At 55.9% G+C, this 21,681-nt stretch carries 24 protein-coding genes; 4 read left to right on the top strand and 20 right to left on the bottom strand.

All coding sequences use genetic code 11. The annotated features are described in order from the left end of the window. Nucleotides 1-251 precede the first annotated feature (251 nt). The 8 genes from AC3RLQ_RS10640 to AC3RLQ_RS10605 all read right to left on the bottom strand — a co-directional run bounded on the left by AC3RLQ_RS10640 (nucleotide 252) and on the right by AC3RLQ_RS10605 (nucleotide 9,099). Entirely contained in the window at nucleotides 252-1,124 is an 873-nt protein-coding gene (locus AC3RLQ_RS10640; RefSeq protein WP_493036879.1) for a hypothetical protein, read from the bottom strand. Between the two features lie 131 nt (nucleotides 1,125-1,255). Next, complete coding sequence (csb2, locus tag AC3RLQ_RS10635) at nucleotides 1,256-2,845, bottom strand: type I-G CRISPR-associated protein Csb2 (RefSeq protein ID WP_493036877.1); 1,590 nt, start codon at nucleotides 2,843-2,845, stop codon at nucleotides 1,256-1,258. A gap of 12 nt (nucleotides 2,846-2,857) precedes the next feature. Then, nucleotides 2,858-3,943 carry a type I-G CRISPR-associated RAMP protein Csb1/Cas7g gene (gene cas7g, locus AC3RLQ_RS10630; RefSeq protein ID WP_493036875.1) on the bottom strand — a complete coding sequence of 362 codons (1,086 nt, stop codon included), beginning with the start codon at nucleotides 3,941-3,943 and terminating at the stop codon, nucleotides 2,858-2,860. Then, nucleotides 3,940-4,758, bottom strand: a complete 819-nt coding sequence (gene cas8g2, locus AC3RLQ_RS10625) for a type I-G CRISPR-associated protein Cas8g2 (RefSeq protein ID WP_493036873.1) — start codon at nucleotides 4,756-4,758, stop codon at nucleotides 3,940-3,942. Before cas8g2 ends, cas7g begins: the two co-directional genes overlap by 4 nt. Then, on the bottom strand, nucleotides 4,759-7,434 hold the full coding sequence (gene cas3g, locus AC3RLQ_RS10620) for a type I-G CRISPR-associated helicase/endonuclease Cas3g (RefSeq protein ID WP_493036871.1): 2,676 nt from the start codon (nucleotides 7,432-7,434) through the stop codon (nucleotides 4,759-4,761). A gap of 108 nt (nucleotides 7,435-7,542) precedes the next feature. Beyond that, the gene (locus AC3RLQ_RS10615) at nucleotides 7,543-7,965 is read right to left on the bottom strand and encodes a WYL domain-containing protein (protein ID WP_493036869.1); all 423 of its coding nucleotides are present in this window, start codon (nucleotides 7,963-7,965) and stop codon (nucleotides 7,543-7,545) included. Between the two features lie 2 nt (nucleotides 7,966-7,967). Continuing rightward, complete coding sequence (locus AC3RLQ_RS10610) at nucleotides 7,968-8,324, bottom strand: hypothetical protein (RefSeq protein WP_493036867.1); 357 nt, start codon at nucleotides 8,322-8,324, stop codon at nucleotides 7,968-7,970. 82 nt (nucleotides 8,325-8,406) lie between these two features. Then, nucleotides 8,407-9,099: a vWA domain-containing protein gene (locus AC3RLQ_RS10605; RefSeq protein ID WP_493036865.1), complete on the bottom strand. Its 693-nt coding sequence runs from the start codon at nucleotides 9,097-9,099 to the stop codon at nucleotides 8,407-8,409. On the opposite strand from AC3RLQ_RS10605, the gene AC3RLQ_RS10600 reads away from it, so the two are divergent. Continuing rightward, nucleotides 9,083-10,231: a helix-turn-helix transcriptional regulator gene (locus tag AC3RLQ_RS10600; protein WP_493036863.1), complete on the top strand. Its 1,149-nt coding sequence runs from the start codon at nucleotides 9,083-9,085 to the stop codon at nucleotides 10,229-10,231. The two genes, AC3RLQ_RS10605 and AC3RLQ_RS10600, sit on opposite strands and share 17 nt — an antisense overlap. A 17-nt stretch (nucleotides 10,232-10,248) precedes the next feature. Here AC3RLQ_RS10600 and AC3RLQ_RS10595 read toward each other — a convergent pair whose 3' ends face one another. Continuing rightward, entirely contained in the window at nucleotides 10,249-12,153 is a 1,905-nt protein-coding gene (locus AC3RLQ_RS10595; RefSeq protein ID WP_493036861.1) for a hypothetical protein, read from the bottom strand. Between the two features lie 362 nt (nucleotides 12,154-12,515). Between AC3RLQ_RS10595 and AC3RLQ_RS10590 the strand changes: the two genes are divergently transcribed. Next, nucleotides 12,516-12,878: a hypothetical protein gene (locus tag AC3RLQ_RS10590; protein ID WP_493036859.1), complete on the top strand. Its 363-nt coding sequence runs from the start codon at nucleotides 12,516-12,518 to the stop codon at nucleotides 12,876-12,878. Nucleotides 12,879-12,908: 30 nt separating this feature from the next. Here AC3RLQ_RS10590 and AC3RLQ_RS10585 read toward each other — a convergent pair whose 3' ends face one another. The 5 genes from AC3RLQ_RS10585 to AC3RLQ_RS10565 form a co-directional block, all read right to left on the bottom strand. Beyond that, entirely contained in the window at nucleotides 12,909-13,154 is a 246-nt protein-coding gene (locus AC3RLQ_RS10585) for a hypothetical protein (RefSeq protein ID WP_493036857.1), read from the bottom strand. A 133-nt stretch (nucleotides 13,155-13,287) separates the two neighbouring features. Beyond that, nucleotides 13,288-13,977, bottom strand: coding sequence for a hypothetical protein (locus AC3RLQ_RS10580; RefSeq protein WP_493036855.1), 690 nt, complete (start codon nucleotides 13,975-13,977; stop codon nucleotides 13,288-13,290). Nucleotides 13,978-14,138: 161 nt separating this feature from the next. After that, the gene (locus AC3RLQ_RS10575; protein WP_493036853.1) at nucleotides 14,139-14,825 is read right to left on the bottom strand and encodes a DUF4230 domain-containing protein; all 687 of its coding nucleotides are present in this window, start codon (nucleotides 14,823-14,825) and stop codon (nucleotides 14,139-14,141) included. 54 nt (nucleotides 14,826-14,879) lie between these two features. Next, on the bottom strand, nucleotides 14,880-15,140 hold the full coding sequence (locus AC3RLQ_RS10570; protein WP_493036851.1) for a hypothetical protein: 261 nt from the start codon (nucleotides 15,138-15,140) through the stop codon (nucleotides 14,880-14,882). 49 nt (nucleotides 15,141-15,189) lie between these two features. Continuing rightward, on the bottom strand, nucleotides 15,190-15,603 hold the full coding sequence (locus AC3RLQ_RS10565) for a hypothetical protein (RefSeq protein ID WP_493036849.1): 414 nt from the start codon (nucleotides 15,601-15,603) through the stop codon (nucleotides 15,190-15,192). A 49-nt stretch (nucleotides 15,604-15,652) separates the two neighbouring features. On the opposite strand from AC3RLQ_RS10565, the gene AC3RLQ_RS10560 reads away from it, so the two are divergent. Together AC3RLQ_RS10560 and AC3RLQ_RS10555 are read left to right on the top strand one after the other, a co-directional pair. After that, nucleotides 15,653-16,318, top strand: a complete 666-nt coding sequence (locus AC3RLQ_RS10560) for an RNA polymerase sigma factor (protein WP_493036847.1) — start codon at nucleotides 15,653-15,655, stop codon at nucleotides 16,316-16,318. Next, nucleotides 16,285-17,073: an anti-sigma factor gene (locus AC3RLQ_RS10555; protein ID WP_493036845.1), complete on the top strand. Its 789-nt coding sequence runs from the start codon at nucleotides 16,285-16,287 to the stop codon at nucleotides 17,071-17,073. Before AC3RLQ_RS10560 ends, AC3RLQ_RS10555 begins: the two co-directional genes overlap by 34 nt. 187 nt (nucleotides 17,074-17,260) lie before the next feature. On the opposite strand, the gene AC3RLQ_RS10550 is transcribed toward AC3RLQ_RS10555, so the two are convergent. From AC3RLQ_RS10550 to AC3RLQ_RS10525, 6 genes are all read right to left on the bottom strand, one after another. After that, nucleotides 17,261-18,037, bottom strand: coding sequence for a DUF932 domain-containing protein (locus AC3RLQ_RS10550; RefSeq protein WP_493036843.1), 777 nt, complete (start codon nucleotides 18,035-18,037; stop codon nucleotides 17,261-17,263). A gap of 43 nt (nucleotides 18,038-18,080) precedes the next feature. Further along, nucleotides 18,081-18,284 (bottom strand): hypothetical protein, encoded by a 204-nt coding sequence (locus AC3RLQ_RS10545; RefSeq protein WP_493036841.1) that lies wholly within the window; start codon nucleotides 18,282-18,284, stop codon nucleotides 18,081-18,083. A 72-nt stretch (nucleotides 18,285-18,356) separates the two neighbouring features. Next, a complete protein-coding gene (locus AC3RLQ_RS10540) occupies nucleotides 18,357-19,865 on the bottom strand; it encodes a hypothetical protein (RefSeq protein WP_493036839.1) in 1,509 nt (502 codons plus the stop codon). Between the two features lie 95 nt (nucleotides 19,866-19,960). Then, on the bottom strand, nucleotides 19,961-20,104 hold the full coding sequence (locus AC3RLQ_RS10535) for a hypothetical protein (RefSeq protein WP_397383925.1): 144 nt from the start codon (nucleotides 20,102-20,104) through the stop codon (nucleotides 19,961-19,963). 32 nt (nucleotides 20,105-20,136) lie between these two features. Then, nucleotides 20,137-20,298, bottom strand: coding sequence for a hypothetical protein (locus AC3RLQ_RS10530; RefSeq protein ID WP_493036837.1), 162 nt, complete (start codon nucleotides 20,296-20,298; stop codon nucleotides 20,137-20,139). Nucleotides 20,299-20,606: 308 nt separating this feature from the next. Then, complete coding sequence (locus tag AC3RLQ_RS10525; protein ID WP_493036835.1) at nucleotides 20,607-21,662, bottom strand: ATP-dependent DNA ligase; 1,056 nt, start codon at nucleotides 21,660-21,662, stop codon at nucleotides 20,607-20,609. Nucleotides 21,663-21,681 lie beyond the last annotated feature (19 nt).

Raw genomic sequence — 21,681 nt, 5'->3', positions numbered from 1 at the left:
CGCGCGGCTTCGTGAAAGTGAATCGAACGAACCATGCTAGCTGCACCAGCACGATTCGTAAAGAAATGTTATGCCCTGCTCCCGTGCTCCAGCTTGGAAAGTTAATCCGAATGGCCTGCTGACTCTACCAGCCCTGACAACAAACCCGCTACCTGTCCGTCTGCGCCAGCCTTTAACGCAAGCCTGGCAAGGCCGCCTCTATTGATGGCTAGGCATGGGTTATTGAATAGGGGCGGAGTTCACGCAGGCTGCTAAAAACCAAGGTGTGTACCTTGCAGCCAGATCGTGCCCTGAATCAGATCACCTCGTTTTGGCACGTAGCCATCCGACAGCGCTGGAGGAAAGACGTAGAGGGGTATTGTGGATCCCGTATTGTTTTCGTCGTGTCGGCACTGAACTTCCAATCGCCAGCCTTGTAATCCGGGTGCCAAACGCACTTTGGCGACTCGCAGGACCTGACCGACCAATTCATGGTGATCATGAAATGAGGAATATAAAGTTCGCATTTCCTCTGTGCGGAAAGTGATGGTCAAATTAGGATCATTGGCTTCATCATGCCGGCCTTCGGCATTCAATTCCGAGCGACGTTCCGCAATCCTCGGCCCATCCTTAATGACAATGGGTTCCGCAGTAAAGCGTTCCAAGGAAAGTGCCAGCCCTGAAAGTCCCACCTTCATGCGTCCACCCCGCCGCCATTCCTCTGCTTCCCGGCCAAACCGTGGGGCAAACAATTCAAGGCCATGACCGGTATCTGCATTAGCTGTGATGACGCCTTCGAAAGGACCATAGCTGTCTTCGACGCCAAAGATTTCCAGGATCCAGGGTGAGGTGTGGCAAAGAATAGGGAAGCCAGAGAGTAAATTCAGCGATTCCTCATGGCGTGGCTTCCCAAGTATAACGGAATAAATCACCTCTCGGCTCGACAGTTCTAGCTGGACCAATCTTCCAAAGTCACTCTGCGGCCATGGAATTTGAAAATCATGCATGGTAGTGGCTTCTTGAGCGGTAAGAGTCAGGAGCGAGATCAACGTCTCACCTTCCAGGCCCAAAGCCGCCCAGTGGTCACCATGGCCAAGCGGTTCGTTCTTGTTGACCTTCTTGCTTCGGCGGGATGATTTCTTCATATCGATGAATATGGCAGACGGTAGGTATCAGAAACGGGCGCAAACAACCCGAAGCCAAAGTGGGAGCCATAATCCAGAGCCAGACGGCTTTGAATCTCCTGCTCAAACTCGAGGGGGATGCTCCGGTGTTTTTATGTCAGCGCCGCAAACAAGCCCATGCCGGTGAACTTACCGCTGCCGATGCAGATCGGGCCAGGGACTTGGATGGTGGTACCAGTCGCGTCTCTCCACGTGATACGGACGTGGAGTTTGCGGTAGCGGCGGTGCTGATCTCCTGCCGCGTATTGGGTGGCAAGGGCGGTTCCGGGCCAGAAACCAGAGGAGCGCCAGTCAAGTTCGGCGTGGGTGGCGAGGGCTTCTGAGTAGCCAGCTTGACGGATGGCTTTGCGCAGGAGGACGTCGATGCGCTCGTCGAGCTTTTCGAGCACGGCGGCTTTTTCCTCTGCCGAAAGCTTGTTGCCGGGTTTGAGTCGCTGACGGAGCTTGCGGGGGTCGTCGTAGCCGGGGAGGATGACGGGGGTTACGGTGGCCCAGGTGGTGGCAGAGCGAAGATAGAGTTTAAGGGTTTCTTTTTCCCCAACTGCTTGTTGCTGGAGGATGGCGACCTCTCCTTTGCTTTCGTCGATGAGTTCGCGTGCTTCGAGCCGTTGCACAAGGCGTTTGAAGATTGTCGTGTCGCCGCCGCCGCGCAGGCTGATCAAAACCCGGCGCACGCTGCTCACGACGAGTGATTTTTCTCGTGGTTCGATGCTAGGCAGCGGAATGAAGGCAAGGCGTGGGCCTGCGACGGCTTGGTGGTTTTCACCTTGGGCTTCTCCGTGACCGAGAACGAGACTGCGGCCTTCTTCGGGGCTTAGCCCGGCGCTACGGAGCAAGTCCGGCTGGCTGGCGGCATGACGCAACATTCCGGCAATGTGCAGGCTGCGACGGGCGGGATCAAAGGCCTTAAAACTGGCACCATCAAGGCTGCGGAGTGCAAAGATGGCGTGGGGAACGGCTGCGGGGTCGGAGTCACGCCTATAGCCCACGACTTGGTAATCCGAGAGAGGCGGAACTGGGGCGAAGCCGTTGGCTGTGACGCGGTTGAGGAATGCTTGATGCCGCTGGGCCAGATCGTCGAAGGTGCCAGGTTTGGGAGCACGGAGTTCGGCTTTGGGGGCATCGCTACCGGGTTGCCAGGTCTCGCCAGGGAGGGATGCGATAGCATCCTCTGGCACGATTGCCGCTGAGGCAACGACCAGATCGACTCCCCAGCCGATGTGAGTGATGGATTCCACGGCTTGGAAAAGTACGCTGCGGTGCTCGTCGAAGCCGGGAGGCAACCCGGCGGTGGGCCAGAGGTAGTGAACGGCACCTTCACAGGGGAAAACCATCGGACGGATGGATTTCTCGGTGCGGTAGTTGGCGATGCTGTCATCTCCTCCTCGTGAAAGGGAGCGGCCCACGAGGTCGCCTGCGTTGTCCGGCACATACAGGCGGTATCCCTGCGATTCGCGGGCCTGCGGAGCGATGATGGCTGGCGGCGTGAGCTGCTCCAGCCACTTCAGGGCGGGTTCGGCATGGCGCAGGCCACGGCGTTCGTTCCATCGTGCGGCGGATGCAGCGACGATGGCCTGATAAAGCCGCAGTGGCGATGGTGGCCACTCAGGCTCCCCATGATCGGCACGCCCGTGGAACGCGCCATCCAGGAAGCGGATGGTGATGCAAATGTGGTCAGGCATGGCGTGGAGCGGTTACTTTTCCTTCTTGGCCTTTGGTTTCTTCTCTTTGGGTTCGAGGTCCTTTTTGGCTCGTTCAGCATCGAAAGGAACTTCCCGGCTTTCTCCGACTCCGAAGGCTTCAGCCGTCGCCTTAGCATATTTCAGGGCGGCGTCATGAGTGACGGTGAACGGCTTTCGAGCGCCATTGGCAAAGACTTCATCAGTCTTGCGCTCCTGGTCAGGATCGGAGACGAGGATGGTGCCTTGGCGCAGGTAGCCACCGGGCAGCTTGGTGAAGGCGACAAGGGCCAGGCCGAGGATGTAACGACGCAACACAAGCGTCGCCGCAGCATCAGAACCAGCATGGATGAGCTTCAAAGCAGCAACGGCGAGAGTGGCATCCCGGCGGATGCCGCCGTCGGCAATGATGCCGCCGTGAGAGCCCGTGGCAGGGACATGAGTGAACCCGGATGTAGAGCGTTCTTTGCGGTCTTTATCATCCTTGATGGGGCCGAGAATGTTTTCGTCGTCATACACTGTGACGGGGCTAGAGCTGCCCCCTGCCCAGTATTGCGCCGATCGGGTCAATTTCCGCACATTATAGGCGCGGATGGTGGAGGCGATCAGACGCGGCATTTTGGCCTGGGTATCGCGGGAATCCCAGACTCCGAACACGAGCGAAGTGGGGGCGATTTTGGCTAAGCTGGCGGCATTTCCATCCAGTAGTGCCTTAAACGCATCCTGGAGTTCCTGTTGCAGGGAAGAACAGCGGACGATTGCATCTCCTGCGCGATGTCCCGCTTCCAAGAGGTTAATTTTCTTGGTTCCGGCGGTAATGACGACTTGGGGGACAAGCGCGGCATGTTCAGGCTCGGCAAAGAGCGGCTCGATGCGGTTGGCCTGGGAGCCGACGCTATCCACGAGGGCGATGTTTTTGCCGTTCAGGTCGCCGTCGATATTGTAGCCACCTTTGAAATCACCACTTGGATCAGCAGCATAGGTAGAAGGGAAAAGCACGCCGTCGGCTCCCTCGACGGGAATCAAAGGCTCGCGTGTGACGATGGCGGCGGGACCATCGGGTTTCAGGTAGTGGTCAAACTGTTCGAGGATGTTGCTCATGGGATGTGTGTTGTGGTTTGGAGTTTGGCAGAAAGGAAGGCTTTGTGTTTGCGCTGGCTAGTCCGGAACCAGTTCTCAAATTGGTATGTTCTGATCTGTGATTCTGGGAGCAGACCAGCAATAGCGGCTGGAAAGAGAAGTAGCTCCCGTGGCGTGCTCCACGTTTTGTAGTTGAAAATGCGTGGCTCACCCGTTGCAATAGGTCGGCATCTCTGAAGACCAACAAAGCAGAGCGCCTCGACAACAGGATTTGCCAGAACGAGCATCTTTTGCGCATCAGTCGAGAAACCAACATCCCGGGAGTGAGTATTATAACCTCGACGTGAATCAAAGTAGAAGGGTTCGCGTTTTTTTGGCTTCTTCGCACGGCTTGCTGGCGGAACAGGCTGCTGCTCGTAAACCACCTGAGATTGGTTAAATGGGTCGGGCGAATCGGGGTCGATTGCTCCGCACATTGCAGCGAAGATAATAGCTTCCTTCATGGAGCCTGCCCAAGTCTTCAATGATTTCTGTTCCCACCAATCCAGGGTAATCGAGATCGGAGAAAAAATGTGAATCGGAACCAGTGCACCTTCTTCATCGTCATCCGAGTCCTCTTCACTAGCATCGTTGAAGTCTTGTGATTTCTCGAATTTGAAATTACGAGCGCAAGCTAGCAGGTCGCGCAAAGTTAGCTTCGTTTCAATCGCGAACTGTAAGCCTTCGAACCAGCCTCGGCTTTCAGCATCTAGTCTGCTCGCGATCTCCATGAGCCCGCAACAGGCAAACATTTGTCCGGGATTGGTCACGTCCACACTGAGTCTCACGGTGTTCATCTATTGGAGGGGCAGAGGTTCGATTTCGGCGCTGGCGGCGTAGTCGGCTGAGCGGAGGAGGGATTCAAGATAGGCGAGGCCCCAGCGGCCAAAGCGGCGCTGGAGACGGGCGAAGCGCTGAGGCACCTCGGTGGCAGCTTTTTGAGTGGCCTCGTATTCGGACTCGGGATCAAAAGTCTCGTCTGCGGGCGACATCGCGAAGTGAGGTCGTGCGCGACCGTGATGGCCGGCGACGAGGTGCAGAACGATGTCTTTTTCTTCGTCTGTAAGAGCTGCAAAGTCGCAGAGAAGATGGGCGTCGGCCTCTTTGTGCTGGCTGGGGGACGAGACATCCAGCAGAGAGCCGAACTCGTGGCGATAGGGATCGAGTCCAGGACGAGGGCGGAGCTTTTTACCGGTGGTTGGGTGCTTGCCTGATTTGGCGAAGCACTCCGATTTGTCGTAGTTGCCAATGCCTTGCTGCCAGTGGCGGCGTCGTTTGCCGAGATCGTGAAGCTGGGCCGCAAGGAGGATGCAGCGGCCCAGCGATGCGGAGAGCCCGAGCTTGGTGACGATATTGCGAGCATGGCTCACCACGTCTGCGACGTGCTTGTCAAGAAAGACGGCGGTGGTGTTTCCCGTGCTATCTGCGCCTGAGGCCTTTCTGGCTTCCAACCAGAGCCAGTATTGAGGCTTTGAGGTTTCTTCATCGACTTCACTGAGATCTTCTTTTTGAATCAGCGTGTCGATGAGCAGCTTGAGGCGAAGACGGGAATATTCTGCGGGAACATCTTCTGAGGCGCTTTTCACGCGAACTCGCATGGCAGGGCCGTCGAGAATATCGGCAACGTCGAGTGTGCCAGGTGTTTCCGGTGCAGCAGCCTTGCCCTCAAGCAGACCGCTTTCCGAAAGTCCACCGTGGGGCGGAGCCAGCAGCAGGGTCGCGTCGTGCAGCAGGGCTTCATTATCCTTTTCCGCGAGTTCAGCGAGAGAGTGGGAACGGGAGACTTTGCCATCATTTGAAACCAGCCAGGGGCAAAGAGTGGCGGCTTTGTCATGGCCGAGACGTTTCACGATTTGGGCGAGTTCATCCCGCACACGATAGGAGGACGAGCGCAGCAGTTCGTGAGGCTTGAGCGGATACTCGCTGAGCAGTTCCTCCGGGTCGTAAATTTTCGCGAGTTCGCCAGTGATGGTTTCCACCTCGCTACGCCAGGCGATTTGAGTTTCTGGGGGCTGCCACTCAGCCTCGCCGTGCAGATAGGGGGCAATGGCTGGGCGTCCGGGCAGTGGCTCGCGAATGCTGGTCATGGCCCAGGCATCGAACAGAATGTCGGTGGCGGGGCGGAGGGTTGGAAGCGGTGAAAAGGCCTTGGTGCGCTCGTCGGCATTCAGTATCCGAAGAGCTGCGGGACTGGCATCCGCATTGAGCTGGCGCAGGAGATTGAGCGTTCGCTGACGGGCAGCCTGCATGGGGTCAAATTTGCTATCGTCAGGGTCGGTGTTTTTGAAGGTGGCTGGATAGATGACCTCGACCACGGTGTCCGTGAGCATGCCGAAGCGGTTCACCCGGCCAAAGCGCTGTGCCATGCTCTCATAGGTCGAGAGATCACAGATGAGGTCGTCTGCGGAGAGGTTCACACCGACTTCTCCCGCGCTGGTGGCGACGAGATAGCACGTGCCCTCGTGAGGAGGTTGCGCATTCTCAGGCCGAGATGAAGACGGCAAGAAGCGGCTCAAGATGGGTTTCTTAATGAGTCCCTCTCGTTCTAGGCCGCGCATGGTGCCCGTAAGGACTTCGACTGGCAGCTTTTCAGCCGCGAGCGCTGAGGCTACTTTCTGCACTGCATCGACGGTTCGGGCGAAAATCAAAACAGCACGGCCTGAATCGCGTCGAGCCAAGGCAAGGTTGCTGAGCTTTGCAGCCAGGGGGGCGGGCTTTTCATCCTCAATCGGGTTGAGCCGCAGGAGCTTCCTAGCCCTGAGCCGCTGGCGCACAACTTCGTGCTCCTCATCGGCTGGGGTGAGGGTGAAGGGCTTGCTGGAATCCCTAGCCGTGGCGCTGAGTTGCAGCACATGCAGCGGCCTTGCATCACCACACCGTTTTTGTTCGTCCACGATACTGTCAAGCAACCTTTGGAAGGCGGGTTCCAGATGAGCTTCATCATGCACCAGCAGCACATCCTGCCCAAGGAATGCCGCATGGTGGGGGCGCGTTTTAAATCCGCAGGTGTATCGGCTGAAAAGAAGCCCGCTGCCGATCATGTCCACTGTGCCAACGATCACTGCAGGCCGAGCGGGATCAGCACACCATTCGCGGTTGTCCGCAAACTGTCCCCGCAATGTGCTCAGCGCCAAGGGAACATCCACTGGCACAGCACAAAGTGCAGTCAGCTTCGCGTTCAACTCAGGATTCGCCTTCAAACGCTCCCGAATGCGCTCAACCTCCGCTGTCGTCTGATCCACCACCGTGCGTCGATTAACGACATAGACCAGCCGTCGTGACACTTTTTCTGGACGTGTTAGCAAAGCAATCAACCAAATTGCAACAACTGAGGTCTTGCCGAGACCTGTGGGCAAATCTGCAACCGAAGGCGGCTCTGAACAAAGAAGGCGGTCATACAAGGCTTGTTGCCAAGGGAATGGAGCCGAACCTGTGAGTTCTAGGAAGAGGTCTGAAAATAAGGCAGTGGACATGCACGGAAAATCTCTAAATAGGTTGGGTTGTTTCGATCTTGGGTTCCTAATCAATTCCGCACAATCAGAAACTCGTATTCTTGTGTGCCATTTCGTTCAGCGCAGTTTTCACCAGGGGATTGGCGACTCCAGTGTGATTTGATCAAGACGCAGCGTGCGGTGGGCCTTGCGGTCATGGCACCAGCCGTTCGCGTAAAGGGTATCGGATTGCCCGGGACAGAACACCAGTGCCGGTGAGAAAAGCCGTGGCTCGCCTGGCTTGGTGCCACCCCGATAGATTAGCCGCAGACTTTGTGATCGTTCGGCGGCGTGAATCAAAAGCGCTGCTGTGGGGTCAGGACTTTCCCAGATGGGATGGCGTGACAGGCCACGCCAGTGCCTAAGCCAAGGTGGAATTTCGCTGTCAGCTGCGTTCAGCAAGGTGACTGGATCAGGAATTGCAAGGACCGGTGCAGTGCTGACGGCTGATGATGCGGTGGCAGATGCAGTCAACGCATTCAAGATGCGAGCGAAAAAGGAGCGGCGTCTCATGATCAGTCGAATGGATCGTTCAAACTGCCATGACGCGGATGCGTTCGGGGCGTGGCTTCGAGGATTTGCAGGCGGACTCCTGCAGACAGATGCACCTGAAGGGTGTGCGGCCAAGGTACGGTGACAAATTGCCCGCGCTGGAGGCTGATCAGCGGCTCACACGCATTGGCGTGCTGCAGGTAGGTAATGACCGGACGAGGCGTGTTGGTACTGACCGCATTCTGGCGATGGCAGGTGCGACTGGCGATACCTGCCACCGCAAACACGAGACCCAGTGCTATCGCGCCGGCGAGCGAAGCGGCAAGGCAGCTGAGCACGCATAAGACGAAAAAACCTGTGAGGGTTGAGGTATTCATCATTTGCTCATGGATGAGGACAAACCGTGCATCGTTTGTGGCATGGCCTTGAAAGGGACGTGGAACGGCTCATTTCTGCTGGAAATCATTTGGATTCCTCCTCCCGCAGAATGGCATCCAGGGTCATGGCCCCGTCCGTCTCGGCAGCGGCGTCCATTTGACCACTGGCCTTGAGGCGGGAGGCGCGGACTTTGCGAGCGAGGGCACTGCCGGTGGATTTGATGCCTTTGGCACTGAAGGTGACATTGGCTGCGACGGCACATTCGATGTTCATAACGGTGGCACTGGCAATGGCATCCTGATTCGCAGCAAGGAAGAGGAACTCCCAGCCTTTTGTCTCGCGGTAAAGGTGAATGAGATCGCCGATGTGCTTGGCGCTGTATTCCCGCGAGGCATTCTCCATGCCATCCGTGAAGATGGCGAGAATGACCTTAGCAGGCTGATGTGAGGCTGGAAGCTTTTGAAAACGAGTGTCAAGGTCCCGGATCGTGCGGCCGATGGCATCGAGTAAGGCCGTGCTGCCACGCGGAACGTAGGTGGCCGCAGTGAGCTGGGGAACGTCTTGCAGACGAAGCGCCATCATGGGCACCTCGTAGCGATCATCGAACTGTACCAGCGTCAGGCGTGCCTCTCCCGGCACGTCGATCTGCGATTGAACAAAGTCATTGAAAGCAGCTACGGCGGGTTCCTGCATGGGCTGCATGGAGCCGCTACGGTCCAGGATGTAGGCAATTTCGGTGAGGCTATTTGAGGCTAGTGGAATGGGGTCGGTTTTCATCGTGGCCGCAAACTGTCACAGGGGGTGGGACATTGGTGGGGTGACAGATGAACTTTCTGCATTAATCTTCGTTAAGATGCCTAAAGTATCCACCTCACGAACATCACGAGCCAAGGTTCCTGATTCGTCTCCCTCTCAGCGTTCCGGTGCCAGCCGTCCAGCGATGTGGCGGGTCCTGGAGATCCACAAGATCATCCGCACCGGCAAATATCCCAACTGTTCTACTTTGGCACAGGAAATCGAGGTGACGACCAAGACCATCCAGCGAGATGTGACCTTCATGCGCGACCAGCTCGGGCTGCCGCTGGAGTATGACCCGCTCAAGCACGGCTACCACTACACGCGGGAGGTGCATGAGTTCCCGATGCTGCATCTGTCCCGCAATGACCTCGTGGCCTTGTTCCTGGCACGTCATGCGCTGGAGCCGCTGCGGGGAACACGCTTGGAACGCATGCTGACGGAGAGCTTCAGTAAAATTGCGGATGCTTGTCCCGGAGAGATTTCCATCGAGTGGCATGAACTGGACGAAGCCTTTTCAGTGAAGGCCTCTGGGGTGCTGCCGGCGGATGTGACGCTATTTGGCGATTTGCTCGATGCAGTGCGGGCGTGCAGGGAGGTGAGTTTTGATTATCACAAACTCACCGGCAGCAAGCCGGAGCAGCGAACTGTACATCCCTATCATGTGGGGCAGATCGAGCACGGCTGGTATTTGCTGGCCCATGACCCAGTAAGGAAAGCCGTCCGAACCTTTGCACTTCAGCGCATAACGAACCTGAGCCTGCTGAAGACTAAATTTGAACGCAGTCCCCAATTCAATGCACGGGATCATCTGGGAGGCGGCTTCGGCGTGTGGAGCTATGCGGGTGAGGAGAAGCGCACACACGAGGTGCACCTCCGCTTTGAAGGCTACGCCGCTCGCGTAGTGGCAGAGCGCCTGTGGCACTCGACTCAAGCGATCCGAAAGCTGAAACCGGACGGCAGCGTGATCGAGTTTCAAGCGGACCTGTCCGGCCTGGAGGAAATCACCCGCTGGGTGCTGAGTTGGGGCAGCAAAGCAAGGGTGCTGGGGCCACCGGAACTCAAGAGCCGGGTGCGAGAAGAGCTGGCAGGGATGATGAAGAGCAGCGGATGAACCATATTCATCTGGAGCTAAGGTTTGAGTTCGTCATCGCTGAGCACAGGTATGGGCATCTCGACGCTTGCTGCTCGTTGTGCCTTGCCTCGCTCGATGAACTCACAGAGAATGTGCTGCCAAGTCTCGCCATTCACCCAAGCGTTGATGGTGGAACGCCATTCAGCAGGAGCATTTTGTCCAAAGGAAAGCGTTTCCATGTTGATGCCGAGCCAAAAAAAGCGCCCGTCCACCTCTTTGACCAGCGGGATCATTCTTGGGATTTGGTGGTTGTTTGCTGGAACCGGCTCCATGTGCCAGATGCGGCGGATGTTGCGAGTGACGATGTGGTCACGGCGTCGACGACCGTCGGCGGTTATCCGCTCCAGCCAAAAGCATTCTTTGGTAACAGGCCCATGATTGTGGTCGGGTGGGGCAAGGCAATCGAGACAAGCATACACGCGGCTGCCGTCTGGCAATTGAAGCGGTGTTTGTCCGTGCGAATCAAAGTGATCCAGCACGTTCGATCCATCAGGGTTCGGTTGGCATAGCCAGAGCTGACGCATCGACGTGCCGAAGTCCGGCTTGTGTCGCCGGATGCGGAACATGACTCGCGGAAGGTTCGGGTTATTGCGCAACAGATGAAGTAGAGCGTCATAGTGGCCACCAGCGACAATGTCTGAAATCAATGTCGGCGTCAGGGTGGTGGGCAGGCCAAGGGCTTCATACTTTTTGAGAAGTGGCAACTTCTCATCCGCCAACACGCAATTCAGAAATGTCGTGGTCACGCCACCTTGCGCATTACCTTTGTAAAACAAGGGAACCTGCCAGGGTTCAGCCAGCGGAACAAGCGGGGCAATCGTTTGCATCACCCAATCAAGATCATGCTGCCGGTAGGTGATTAGAGGATGACCGCCCGGAATGAATTGCCCCTTCTTTATGAAATCCTCCGGTTTGTAGTCTCGCCCCCCCTTGAAACAAGCGCCGTGCTCCAGAAGTCGGTCTGCCAAGCCCCATCGCTGGCTTCTCATGGCGAGCATGAGCGGATTATTTATGCCCTCACACGCCAAGCCCTGTACATTCGCACCATGCTTGATCAGCAGCTCGATCATCTCTTGGACATCAGCAGTGTCCTCAGCATCGCGCAATGCATGAATCGCAAATGACAACGCGCTGAACCAGTCGCTGAAGCTCCGTTCGAGATTCCAGCAGGGAAGGTTGGGTGTGGCTCCACGCTCCAGCAGGATGCGCATTGCAGATGGTTGGTAACACCGCACTGCGGCCTCCAGCAGCACGTCCAGCAGACGGGTGCTGTGTTGGGAGAGCTGCCGCTCGAATCCCATCTGATGCGGGTAGCCATTGACTCTGGTAACATACCCATCGCCACGAAAATCATGGTGCGACAACACGGCATCGAGCACATCAAGGCGGTTTGCCTGAATCGCATTCGCCGCAATCTCAGCGGCAGACTCCGCATCCAGCGAAGCGTCCGGAAGCTTTCGCAGAATCTCCGTCACCACATCAAAGACTGCCGGAGCTGAGGTGCCGTTCAGATGGTCTCCAATTAAGATGTCCAGGGCATCCGGGTTCGCCGCTCGTCGGATGTGCCTTGATAGACCGGCGAGATAACGCCCGAGTGCGTGGGCGGAAAGTTCCGGACCCAGGAGACTTGGAAGACGGCACATCAGCAGCGATCCTGTCGTCCATGAGCGGACTTCGACCAGGGGGAGAACTTTGATCAGCGTCTCTTTTCCGAGCGCACCTGCCGCTTTTTCGAGTTGTTCCCATTCTTCCTCCCCTTCCACAAAATCACTCAATCCGCCGTACCGCAGTGCGAAACCGTAGTGCATCCAGTCCACGATTCCCTGGGGACGCTTGGTTCCAGTCAAAGCGAGCGCTTCGATGCATTCGTTAGCCGTCCGTGTTACCTCTGGAGTGCTCATGTTATTTTCCATGCACTCATACTACTGTATTGGGTAGGACAATGGCAGGGTGATGTCTTGGCTTTTTTGACTTTTCGCACAGGACATGCCCCGCCTGTGCTTTCGCGCACCCCAATCTCCCTCTCGACTCGAAGAACGCTTTCTGATGCTGTGGAAACACTTAAAGGGGCCGGACTTGGAGAGAGCACACCGCTTCCATGGGGAGCGGCGTTGGCGGCGCCGCTATTTTTTTGACGTGTTTTTCCTTGGTCGCGTTATTCATGGATTCCGAGTTCCTCTAAATATTTGCGGTCAGGCTTCTCGATGCTCGACACCGCAAAAGCACAGTGGCTGCCCCTGCAACATCTCCGCACTTTCAAACCATGAACCTCCAACTCTCCAACGCCACCTTCACAGCCGCACGCGGCCGCCTGATTCAGATCGACGGCTTTGCCGCCGACATCAAAACCAAGTTCGGCCTGCTCTGGCAGGGCGTGTGTTCCATCGTCGCACTCAACCCCACAGACAGCGACAAGGCGGAAGCCCTGCTCATCTCGCCCTGTGGCCAGGATGGCGCCGTGTTTGGCTGTAATGAGCCGCGCCTGGTCGAACTCGCCGCCCGTCACAGCGCCTGGCTGAATGATGAAACCAACGCGCCCTGGGCGGACACCACCGCCGTGCCGCTTGAACCTCTTGAGACCGCCATGGCCTTCCAACAATACCTCAGCACCCTCAACCCTGCTTAATCCCATGTGGCTCTTCACCGTTCACGGTTTTTAGCTAATTCTTATCGGCCTAAAAGGCGGCAGCGGCATACTGACACAGTCAGTGATAATGCAGCTCGGCAGGAGATTGAGCAGGACTTGGCGGGCCAGCATGGCGAGCGGAGTGAAGGTGCCGCCCGGAATGGAATCGAGCCCCTGGTTCAAAGTAGTCCACAGCGGCCCGCTGAAACCGCGTTTCTCATCCCAGGTGATGACGACACCACCGGGTGTGGTGGCTTTAAAGGAAGCTTCATTCAAGATGGATCCCTTTTGCAGTGATCATCTCGCCTGTTTCGTATTCCAGTAGCGGACGGACATTGGGCAGACAGATAGCAAAATCAGCGTCTCTCATCTGACAACTGAGAGCATGAAGGAGCGCGAGACCTTGTGGTCACTTGCCAAAGAGTGACTGCCAATATTCAACGGCTTTCTGTTTGACAACCGAGTCTTGAGTCAGTGTCTTTGAAACCTCGGCGCTCGCTTTGCTAATTTCGTCTGCGACGGATTTGGCGAGATCAGCAGTCGTCTTGACTGCTTTGCTGTTGCTGACTGCCTGCCAGTTCTCTTTGATTGTCGATGTAGCTCGGCCAGCAACAGCGGCCGCATCATTATACGTTTGCACTACCACGCCAGTGGCAGAATCTACTTTTTTCCCAAGATCCGCGATCCCTGTTTTGATCGCTGGTTCGTTCTGCTTGTAGGCCTCAGCAGTAATGCCCGCTACAACCACTCCGAGGTTCAACCATACTTCGGCTTCACTATTCCCCCCGACGATTTTGCGGGTGAAGGCGGCGTCTGAGGATAGCGGCGCATAGTTGGCTCCCATATAAGAACCTGCACCGTGGCTCTGACTGCTCCAATTATGTGTTACCGTCGTCACTCCTCCATCCGCCCTTGGAATGTCATACACCTTTTGCGTGAGGCTGTTGGTGTTGGTCGGAAAGGGAATTTGGATTTGAAGCGGCGCCAGCGTCGAATTGGAGAGCAAAGGTTGTGGCGGTGACTGTTGTGCGAAGGCACTCGAAATAAAACTCGCTAACGCACAAAAGACGATCCGTGAAATTAATGATGAACGCTTCATAAACCAAAGACACATGGATAGGTGAGAATTCAATCTCTTTCTCAGTCTTGAGGTGGCGGCTGGAGCGTTGCATTACCCCGTTGCAGCGACGACAGCCCAGAACAAAGTGGTGCTCTAAAACATTTGTGTGCATCACATTCGCAGACCAGGAATCACCGACCTCATGGAAGAACCTCGTCGGCCGTCTGGAACGAATACTGTTCCTGAAGAGGGGTGAGACGATCCAACAGTTTCTGGGTCGCGGAGGCCATCAGATCGGACTTTTCGGCACTCGTTCTGGCCTGTTGGAGAAGGCTATTATGGGCGGCCTCTCGATCTTCGGGTGTCAATTTGTTCCACCACCCATTTTCATCCTTAACCACGGTGAGATTCTTCAATTCCGATGAAATCAAGATCGGCTTCGAATGATGCACGGTCACAATTCTTCCATCTTCCGATAGCTTCAGGCCGAAGGAGTCATTTATCGGGAAGCCGGCTTTGGCAACAAAATCACCCTTCAATTCCAGGCGCTTGGTGCTTCCAGCCCACGTGGCCTGATAAAAATACGTGTGCTCAAAGTCCTTTGTAGCTGTCACCAGTTCAGTGAGTTCAGTTGCAGGACCATGGACGACAGTGCCTGCTATGGTGATCTTGGGCTCCAATTGAAGAGCGCGATAAAGATCGCTGCCTGCTCGTCTGAGCAAGTCGTATCCTTCGTTTATGGCGCTGATGGCCTCATTTTTGGTGGAGCTAACCACTTTTATGGGTCCAACATAAACAAGAATATAAATGCCACCGAAAAGTATGCTCAGCACAAGGGCGACTGAAAAACCTTTTGCCAGCGCATTGCGTGTATTGGACGTGTTCATAGGATTTGGAGATGATTTTGTTCGAAAAATGTTTGGCGTGAGCTCTCGATACGCTCATTTGAAAATCCGGTAGATGCCATACCCTGCCATGCCGAATACGGCACCTGCTGCAACGATCGGCGCGGCACCAATAGAAAACGCTGTGCCAGCCACAGCGATACCAATTGATCCGGTGGTTGCGAACGTTGCTCCGCCCACGAGAGCTCCCGCTGCAGCAGCACCCCCTGCTTTGAGGACTTCATTTTTATTTTCTTTTGCGCTGACTGGTGCGGTGATGAGGATCAGTGCGGTTCCGAGAGTGATGATGTTTTTCATGAGATGTGGTATGTTAAAAGTTGCTGACCGAGTTTCGAAGGGATGCTGACTAGTGGTTGAGATCAGAAGCGGTGTAGGCAAGGAGGGGCGACAACTCATAGGGCATGTTCGCCGCATCGAATGCAGTGAGCGCATTCCCTGAAAGTGTGAAGAAGCGTGCAACCACCACGGCGACGAAGGTCAAGATGACATATTTCGGGGCGTCTTGTTTGATCTGCCCAGCCCTCGCTTTAGCCACTTGGGACTTGGAAGCGGGCGATGGTTGTGAATTCGAGCGCATGACACTTGCGGCTTGTCCATCAATGGAGGACGAAACCAGGGAGATGCAGAGAAGGGACCTGACAATTTTTGTTTTCATTTGGGTTTGCTTGCTATCTTGTTTAAAGCGGCGCATTTCGGTGCCGTCATAGCTTGTCCGAAAAACAGGAAATATTTCTTGGTACTCTTTTCTTTGCTTCCTCATAAACGACTCATTTTCAGCACAATGAAGGACGTAAAAAGTTTACACCGAAATGGAAACCGGCTCTTCTCATCTTAGCTCACTGAGGGAGCCCGAGGTGCCTTTTGAGTCTTTGCGGCAGGACCCAAAAGCTTGGACGAGAGAAGTTTACGAGTACCTCTACGGGCCAGCACTGAATCAAGCGAAACGCACTCTTGGGAATTGGGCTTCGAAGCATGCTGAGGATGTGGCGATTACGAGCATCACGAAGCTCATGCTCAAGCTGCCCAAGGAGACCCAATTCCAGAATTATATGGGGCTCAGGAACTTTGTGGTTCACATTGCAGCCGACGTTTCTATTGACCTTATCAGGAAGGAGAGCGCTAAAAAACGCAAGGCATCAGACGACGAAGTAGTGGGCGAGGATGAGTTCATGGAGCTCCCTTCTGACGAACCGACCCCATATGATTATGCTGCAGTTTCTGACCGGGCAAAAATCATCCACGAAATTCTAAAGACGTTAAAACCCAAACAGAAAGCCATTCTCTTTGATTTCTTCTTGGGCGGCCTCAAGCACAGAGAAATTGCCGAAAAGCACGGCCTACCAATCGGGAGTGTTGGTGGTTATCTTAACGAAGGACTGCGTGAATTAAAAGAGTGCATAGGACTCAAGCCGGCGCTGATGGGTGAATTGCAGGCTCTCACATGCATCAGCTTTATGTTTTTAACCACATTCTGAATATGAATTCCGAAGACGACATCCTCTTCATGGAGCGTGTGACGGCAAAGTTACGTGGGGAGCTGTCTGCTGATGAGCAAAGTGAACTCAACGCGATCATCGAGTCCGACCCTGCCAGGAAACTCGAAAGCGAACAATTTGCGGCTGCGTACCACCTTCTTGCCCTATGTGCTGCGGCTGAATCTCCGCCAAAAGAACTCTCCTCAACTGGATTGAAGAGGCTTCAAGAAGCTGCTACGAAAGTCGGCAAAAAGCCAAAAAAGCCACTGTGGTATTACGTTGGCATTGTTGGTGGAATCATTGGTGCAATGATTGTCATATGCCTGACAACCTGGCATCCTAGGGAAACTACACCGGAGCCTTATGTGGAGTATGCGATGCGAAGGCAAACTGGAACGTTTCTTGGCTTTCTGGGAGTGAGTACCGCATCCACGCAGTTCGAGATGAATGCAGCATTGCGTGGGAACTCTTTCAACTATTTGGAAAATGATGTTTCGATAAATGATTGGGAGAACAACTGGTCATCATCAACCAACCGGCCTGTTTTTAAAGTGCTTCTTCTGGCAAAAGGCGATTGGGAACATCTTGCAGCGAAATTTAGGACGACTCAACTTGGTGAAGTTCGAGTCACTGGGCATTGGAAAGGGAATCAATACAGGAAAACCATTTTGATAAACTCGGTGGGAGAATGGGAAGAGGCCATCCAAAGTGCAAGAAGGTACATCGAGACCTGCCTAAAAGAAGGAAAGAACTAGTATGGGTCCTTCTGGTATCCGACCGTTATGTGCAAGTGACATTGGCGGTGCTGTGAGATATAAAATGGGGGATCACAACAGATGGCGCCCCACCATTGTCTTCGGTAGCTAAAAGAAAAGCCCCTCTCGTGAGAGAAGCTTTTCCGTCCCGCCTGCGGCAGCTTGATCCTGTGGGAATCAAGTGCAGCTAGGCGGAGAGCCCGACGTGGTTGTCGAGCAGGCCGTGGAGGGCTTCCGTACGGCGGGGGAGTTCGGTGAGATTGCCCTTCAACGTTTCGGTGAACGCATTGAAGAGGCTCCAGACATTCCGGGGCTGGAAGTCCTCATGACGTGGCATACGCCATTCATGCAGAACCAGCGGGATATGGCGATTGGGGCAGACACCGACATCCAGGGCACGAACCACGAGATCGTGGGCTGTGCGGTCGTCGAGGTCGGTGAGTTTGTAGCTGGCGATGCGGCTGTCCTGATGGTGCCAGCGCTCCATCAGCCTGCCCACGGCGCTCTGCACAAGGCCGGGCAGATCACGCAAGATGAACCGGGTGTGCTTGCGGGCGAGTTTGACCTCCCCGTAAAACGCGAGATTATCGCAGCAAAACACGGATGATCCTGCCACAATGCCGGCGGGGAATGTCTTGTCGTGGCTGTTGCGCAGTCCGAGCACCCAACAGTAATCCTTGTCGTTCTCACGACGCTGGATTTCCATGAGGCCGAAGTAGCGCATGCCGTCGTGTGTCAGGCTGTGGGCCTGAGTTCCGACGCTCAGGCCGTTGCTGCGGAGGGTAAATTCCACTTGTTTCACCAGTTCGATGTGCGGGATGGGACTCCAGCTTTCCGTTGGATGCGGAGTGGGGACGGCGATGATTTCCTTCCGCTCGGCGGCACGAGCGCCGCAGTGGAGGATGAGGTTGGGATGGGGACGTTGAATGAACGTTGGGGCTTCGAGTTCGAGATGAGCAATCATGGGGATGGTTCCTTTAAGTGTTGGGTTTGAGTTTGAATGAGCGTCACAGTTTTTGGGTGAGGCGCTCGATGCGTTCGATGACGGGCACGGCGAGTTTCTTGGCATCAAGCCCGCCGCTGGTGAACCAGCTGCGGTCACCATGCACCTCCGTCCACTGCACCTTCACGGTGCCGAGGCTGGTGATGATGGTGGCTCGTCGTGGCCGCTCTTCCTTGTCGAAGACAAGGCTGGAGATGCGTGGTGACATGGTCTGAAAACAAGGCGGGCCGGGGCATCTGGTGGATGCGCCCGGCCCGTGCCTTGTGATTGTGGGTTGATGCTAGATGCGAACGCCCTGCAAGCTGCGCAGGGTTTGACGCACGGTTTGGATCTCCTTCTCGCTGGCCTTCTGCTCGCGCATGGACTGGCGGATGTGATCCCCGAGCCTGGTCAAGCCGTTGATGGTTTCACGGAATCCCGTCTTGATCGCCTCGATCTGCACGAGGGCGGCTTCGAGTGAGGATTTGGATTCTTCTTTGCTGGTTGCCGTCTGAGCAGTTGGCGTGCTGGAGCCGTTGGCTCCTGATGTTCTGGTTTGTCCGAGGGTGGGTTTGTTGGTTTGCATGGGTGGTGGTGTGGGTTGTTCCGCTGATGGCGGAGGATTGGTATTTGGGGTGGGTGCTGTCTCAACAGGAGGCGGAGTTGTGGCGGCATTGGTGTCGCCATTCATGCGCAGGGGCATGATGATCATCTGCCGCCCAGCCAGGCTGAACCTGAGGGGTGACATGGAGTCGATGATTTCGATGCGTGTGAGACCAAAGCGCAGCGCCTTGAGCAGCGTTCGCCGGTCGAGGAAAATCGTGGCATCAGGACCGGTGGCTCCGGCTTCCTGAATGTCGATCTTTGTCCATGGCAACTCCGGCCGGGATCTGCCCAGCAGGCGGAAAGCATTGCCAGCAACATCAAGGCCGATGGTGTGATGTTTGTCGTCACCAAGGGGCAAGCGCTGCACCGCCACCATCACCTCATCCACGGCCTCCGGGTTGATGGAGATCGTGGTTTGGTATGAAGCAGGGTTGGGCAGCACCGTTTTCCATTGGGGGAATTGGCTGTCGATGCTCTGTGACAAAAAGCACCAGTGGTTGCTGGCGATTTCAAAACAGGGCGGACCGTCGTCTTTGGCAGGCATGGTTCGGAGCTTCCACTCGCCATCTTGCTGAAAGCCTTTCCAGCCGAGGAACTTGTGTTCCGTGATGAGAATGGATTCCTTCAACGGGAGCGAAAAACTGTTCGAGCTGAACAGGTGATGACCATCCGTGCCAACAACGTAGTGAGCCCTGTCGTCGCGGACATCAATGAACGCTCCGTTGAGAACGGGGCGGGCGGGGTCAGCGCTGGCGCATTCAAGCGCCTCATGGATGGATGAGCGCAGGGCCTCATGAACTGCGATGCTGGTTCCATGGACCTCCGGCTGAAGAGGAAATTCTTCGGGCGGGGCGGATTCGCAGTGATGTTCGGCGCTCTGGCCGCCCACCGGGAAGCGAATGGAGATGGTGTTTTTGCTGAGCGGGACGAGCTCGATGAGATCGGCACCGCCGCAGCTTTTGGCGATGTTGTTCAAATCGCCGAACGGAACCAGCATAGTGGAAGGTTCGGCCTGGCCCCGATGATTCATTGAGTAGGTGGCGAAGCGGTCCAGATCTGTGACCGTGAGGTCGATGACGCCGGAGTCGTGACGACGCACGCGAATTTGGCCAAGAATGGCAAGGCTGATGCGTTTGGGAATGACTTTGCCGAGACCCGCGAGTGCGGTCCTCAGTTCGGCTACAGGAAGTGAGATGGTTTGCATGGGTATGGATGTGTATTGGGTTGAAGTGGATATGAAAAAGCCGTGGACACTTCTGTTGGCGAAGTGGCCACGGCCCGGTGGAGGGGTGGGGTTGGTTATTTGCTGAATCGTCGGAAGGCGACGAATGCGGCGACGATGAGAACTGCCAGCAGGAGCCAGTGATAGCTGACGACCACGAGACAGAACCCGGTGATCGCCAATAATACGATGGCCTGCAGACATTGCGTCCAGGTGGGCATGGTGAGGAGTGGTGGGTTGCGAGCGTTGCCGCTCAGGGTTTGTCCTGCTTTGACAAGGCACCAAGCACCTGAACCACGGCGAAGCAGACCAGGCAGATGCCAATGGTCTTCAAGCCATCGCCGATGGGCGTGTAGTCAGGTGGGGCCTCGGCACAGCCGGAGAGGAGCAGGAAGGGCATGAGGAGGCGGTTCATGGGCATGTGCTGACCTCCTTGGGTGGAGGTTGCGATGTTCCGCTGCTGATGACCGTCTTTCTGGTCTGAGGAGGCATCAGTATGATGACCTCATGGTGAATGGTCTGCTGTGGTGGTGGCGTGCTATCCAAAGAGGGCTTCTTGTGGCAGGCTACCAGCGTGGCAAAAATCACGCTGGTCAGCATCGGGTGAAACAGGGAATGAATTGAGAAGTGCTTCATGGGTAAGGTGTATGGGTTAAAACGCCGACAGCCCACGCACCCGGTGAAGGGCAGGTGGGCTGTCAGGCGTTGGGTTGAGTGGTGGGGTTAAGCGGCAGCTTTGAACTTGAGCTGCCCGGTGGTGCAGTCGGTGCGCTGGATGTCATCGCGCCGTCCCAGATAAACAGGCTGATAAACACAGCCGCTTTCCGGGAAGGCGTAGAGGTAGCGCACCTCCACGATGTCTCCTTGGGAGGGGACCGCGTGGTTTGGCGGGATGGTGACATTCCCGGCTGGGACCGGTTGTTCATCCCGCAGCAGGGCGAGACTCACGCTGCGTTGTTCATTGATCTGGCTCACCAGGAAGGAGGCCGTCACGTAGAACTTGTGCTTGAGCGCAGAGCCGCCACTGGCGGGGCGACCTGGGGTGTACAAGGCATCCAGACGCTTGAACACGACGCCTTCAGCTTTACTGGACTTGAGTTTTTCCAGCATCGCCTTCTTCGTCTCCGTAAGGATGGTTGTGGCGGCGGTGCAGATGCAATCGCCCCCTGACGGAACGATGTTGTTCAACGCCACTAAGCGCACTCGGTAAGGCTGGGGTCGGAGATCGGTTCCATCGAGTTCGAGCAGGTCGAAGGCGATGAATTTCTCGCCGACACACTCGCCGTCGAGAATGAGATGGCGGTTGAGCGCTTCAACGGCTTTGGTGATGGACTGCGGTAATGAGACGATCAAACCTGAGCGGTTGATGCCATCGATGCCTTGGTCGTTGCATCGGATGAGCAGGCGCCGGCCGTCGAACTTCTCCTGCATGACCCACTGAGGATCACACACGAGTGAAACGGCATCGTCCTGCTCAATGGGATTGAGCAACTGTGGCAGGATGCCAGTGGCCTGCTGCGCTTTGTCTGTGTGCTGGTAAGGCGTTCCAGTTTCGCCGGGCGTGTAGCCCTTGGCGGTCTTTTCGCGCACCAGCTTGTCGAAGATGCTCTTCGCCTTGGGGTAGTCCACTGGGGACTGGGTTTTGGTTCCGGTGGTGAGCGCGGAACCGCGTCGCCCGTAGGCGAAGTGAACGACGAAGCAGCCGTCCTTGGGTTGAATGCCCGCCTGATAGATTTTGTCAGACGAGCCTTCACAGAAGTAGAGAGTTATGTGCTCCATGGGGTGGGTTCTCCTTTCG

Source organism: Prosthecobacter sp. GW821-HT29F12 (assembly GCF_058803405.1).
The sequence above is the reverse complement of the archived record's forward strand: the minus strand, read 5'-3'. Positions and strand labels throughout refer to the sequence as shown.

Coding starts and splice junctions, on each gene's coding strand:
- AC3RLQ_RS10530 (WP_493036837.1), bottom strand. CDS start 20,298: ATGAACCGCCTCCTCATGCCCTTCCTGCTCCTCTCCGGCTGTGCCGAG.
- AC3RLQ_RS10570 (WP_493036851.1), bottom strand. CDS start 15,140: ATGAAAAACATCATCACTCTCGGAACCGCACTGATCCTCATCACCGCA.
- csb2 (WP_493036877.1), bottom strand. CDS start 2,845: ATGCCTGACCACATTTGCATCACCATCCGCTTCCTGGATGGCGCGTTC.
- AC3RLQ_RS10565 (WP_493036849.1), bottom strand. CDS start 15,603: ATGAGGAAGCAAAGAAAAGAGTACCAAGAAATATTTCCTGTTTTTCGG.
- cas8g2 (WP_493036873.1), bottom strand. CDS start 4,758: ATGAACACCGTGAGACTCAGTGTGGACGTGACCAATCCCGGACAAATG.
- cas7g (WP_493036875.1), bottom strand. CDS start 3,943: ATGAGCAACATCCTCGAACAGTTTGACCACTACCTGAAACCCGATGGT.
- AC3RLQ_RS10560 (WP_493036847.1), top strand. CDS start 15,653: ATGGAAACCGGCTCTTCTCATCTTAGCTCACTGAGGGAGCCCGAGGTG.
- AC3RLQ_RS10640 (WP_493036879.1), bottom strand. CDS start 1,124: ATGAAGAAATCATCCCGCCGAAGCAAGAAGGTCAACAAGAACGAACCG.
- AC3RLQ_RS10595 (WP_493036861.1), bottom strand. CDS start 12,153: ATGAGCACTCCAGAGGTAACACGGACGGCTAACGAATGCATCGAAGCG.
- AC3RLQ_RS10555 (WP_493036845.1), top strand. CDS start 16,285: ATGCATCAGCTTTATGTTTTTAACCACATTCTGAATATGAATTCCGAA.
- AC3RLQ_RS10535 (WP_397383925.1), bottom strand. CDS start 20,104: ATGCCCACCTGGACGCAATGTCTGCAGGCCATCGTATTATTGGCGATC.
- AC3RLQ_RS10575 (WP_493036853.1), bottom strand. CDS start 14,825: ATGAACACGTCCAATACACGCAATGCGCTGGCAAAAGGTTTTTCAGTC.
- AC3RLQ_RS10580 (WP_493036855.1), bottom strand. CDS start 13,977: ATGAAGCGTTCATCATTAATTTCACGGATCGTCTTTTGTGCGTTAGCG.
- AC3RLQ_RS10610 (WP_493036867.1), bottom strand. CDS start 8,324: ATGATGAATACCTCAACCCTCACAGGTTTTTTCGTCTTATGCGTGCTC.
- AC3RLQ_RS10540 (WP_493036839.1), bottom strand. CDS start 19,865: ATGCAAACCATCTCACTTCCTGTAGCCGAACTGAGGACCGCACTCGCG.
- cas3g (WP_493036871.1), bottom strand. CDS start 7,434: ATGTCCACTGCCTTATTTTCAGACCTCTTCCTAGAACTCACAGGTTCG.
- AC3RLQ_RS10590 (WP_493036859.1), top strand. CDS start 12,516: ATGAACCTCCAACTCTCCAACGCCACCTTCACAGCCGCACGCGGCCGC.
- AC3RLQ_RS10545 (WP_493036841.1), bottom strand. CDS start 18,284: ATGTCACCACGCATCTCCAGCCTTGTCTTCGACAAGGAAGAGCGGCCA.
- AC3RLQ_RS10605 (WP_493036865.1), bottom strand. CDS start 9,099: ATGAAAACCGACCCCATTCCACTAGCCTCAAATAGCCTCACCGAAATT.
- AC3RLQ_RS10550 (WP_493036843.1), bottom strand. CDS start 18,037: ATGATTGCTCATCTCGAACTCGAAGCCCCAACGTTCATTCAACGTCCC.
- AC3RLQ_RS10525 (WP_493036835.1), bottom strand. CDS start 21,662: ATGGAGCACATAACTCTCTACTTCTGTGAAGGCTCGTCTGACAAAATC.
- AC3RLQ_RS10600 (WP_493036863.1), top strand. CDS start 9,083: ATGGGGTCGGTTTTCATCGTGGCCGCAAACTGTCACAGGGGGTGGGAC.
- AC3RLQ_RS10615 (WP_493036869.1), bottom strand. CDS start 7,965: ATGAGACGCCGCTCCTTTTTCGCTCGCATCTTGAATGCGTTGACTGCA.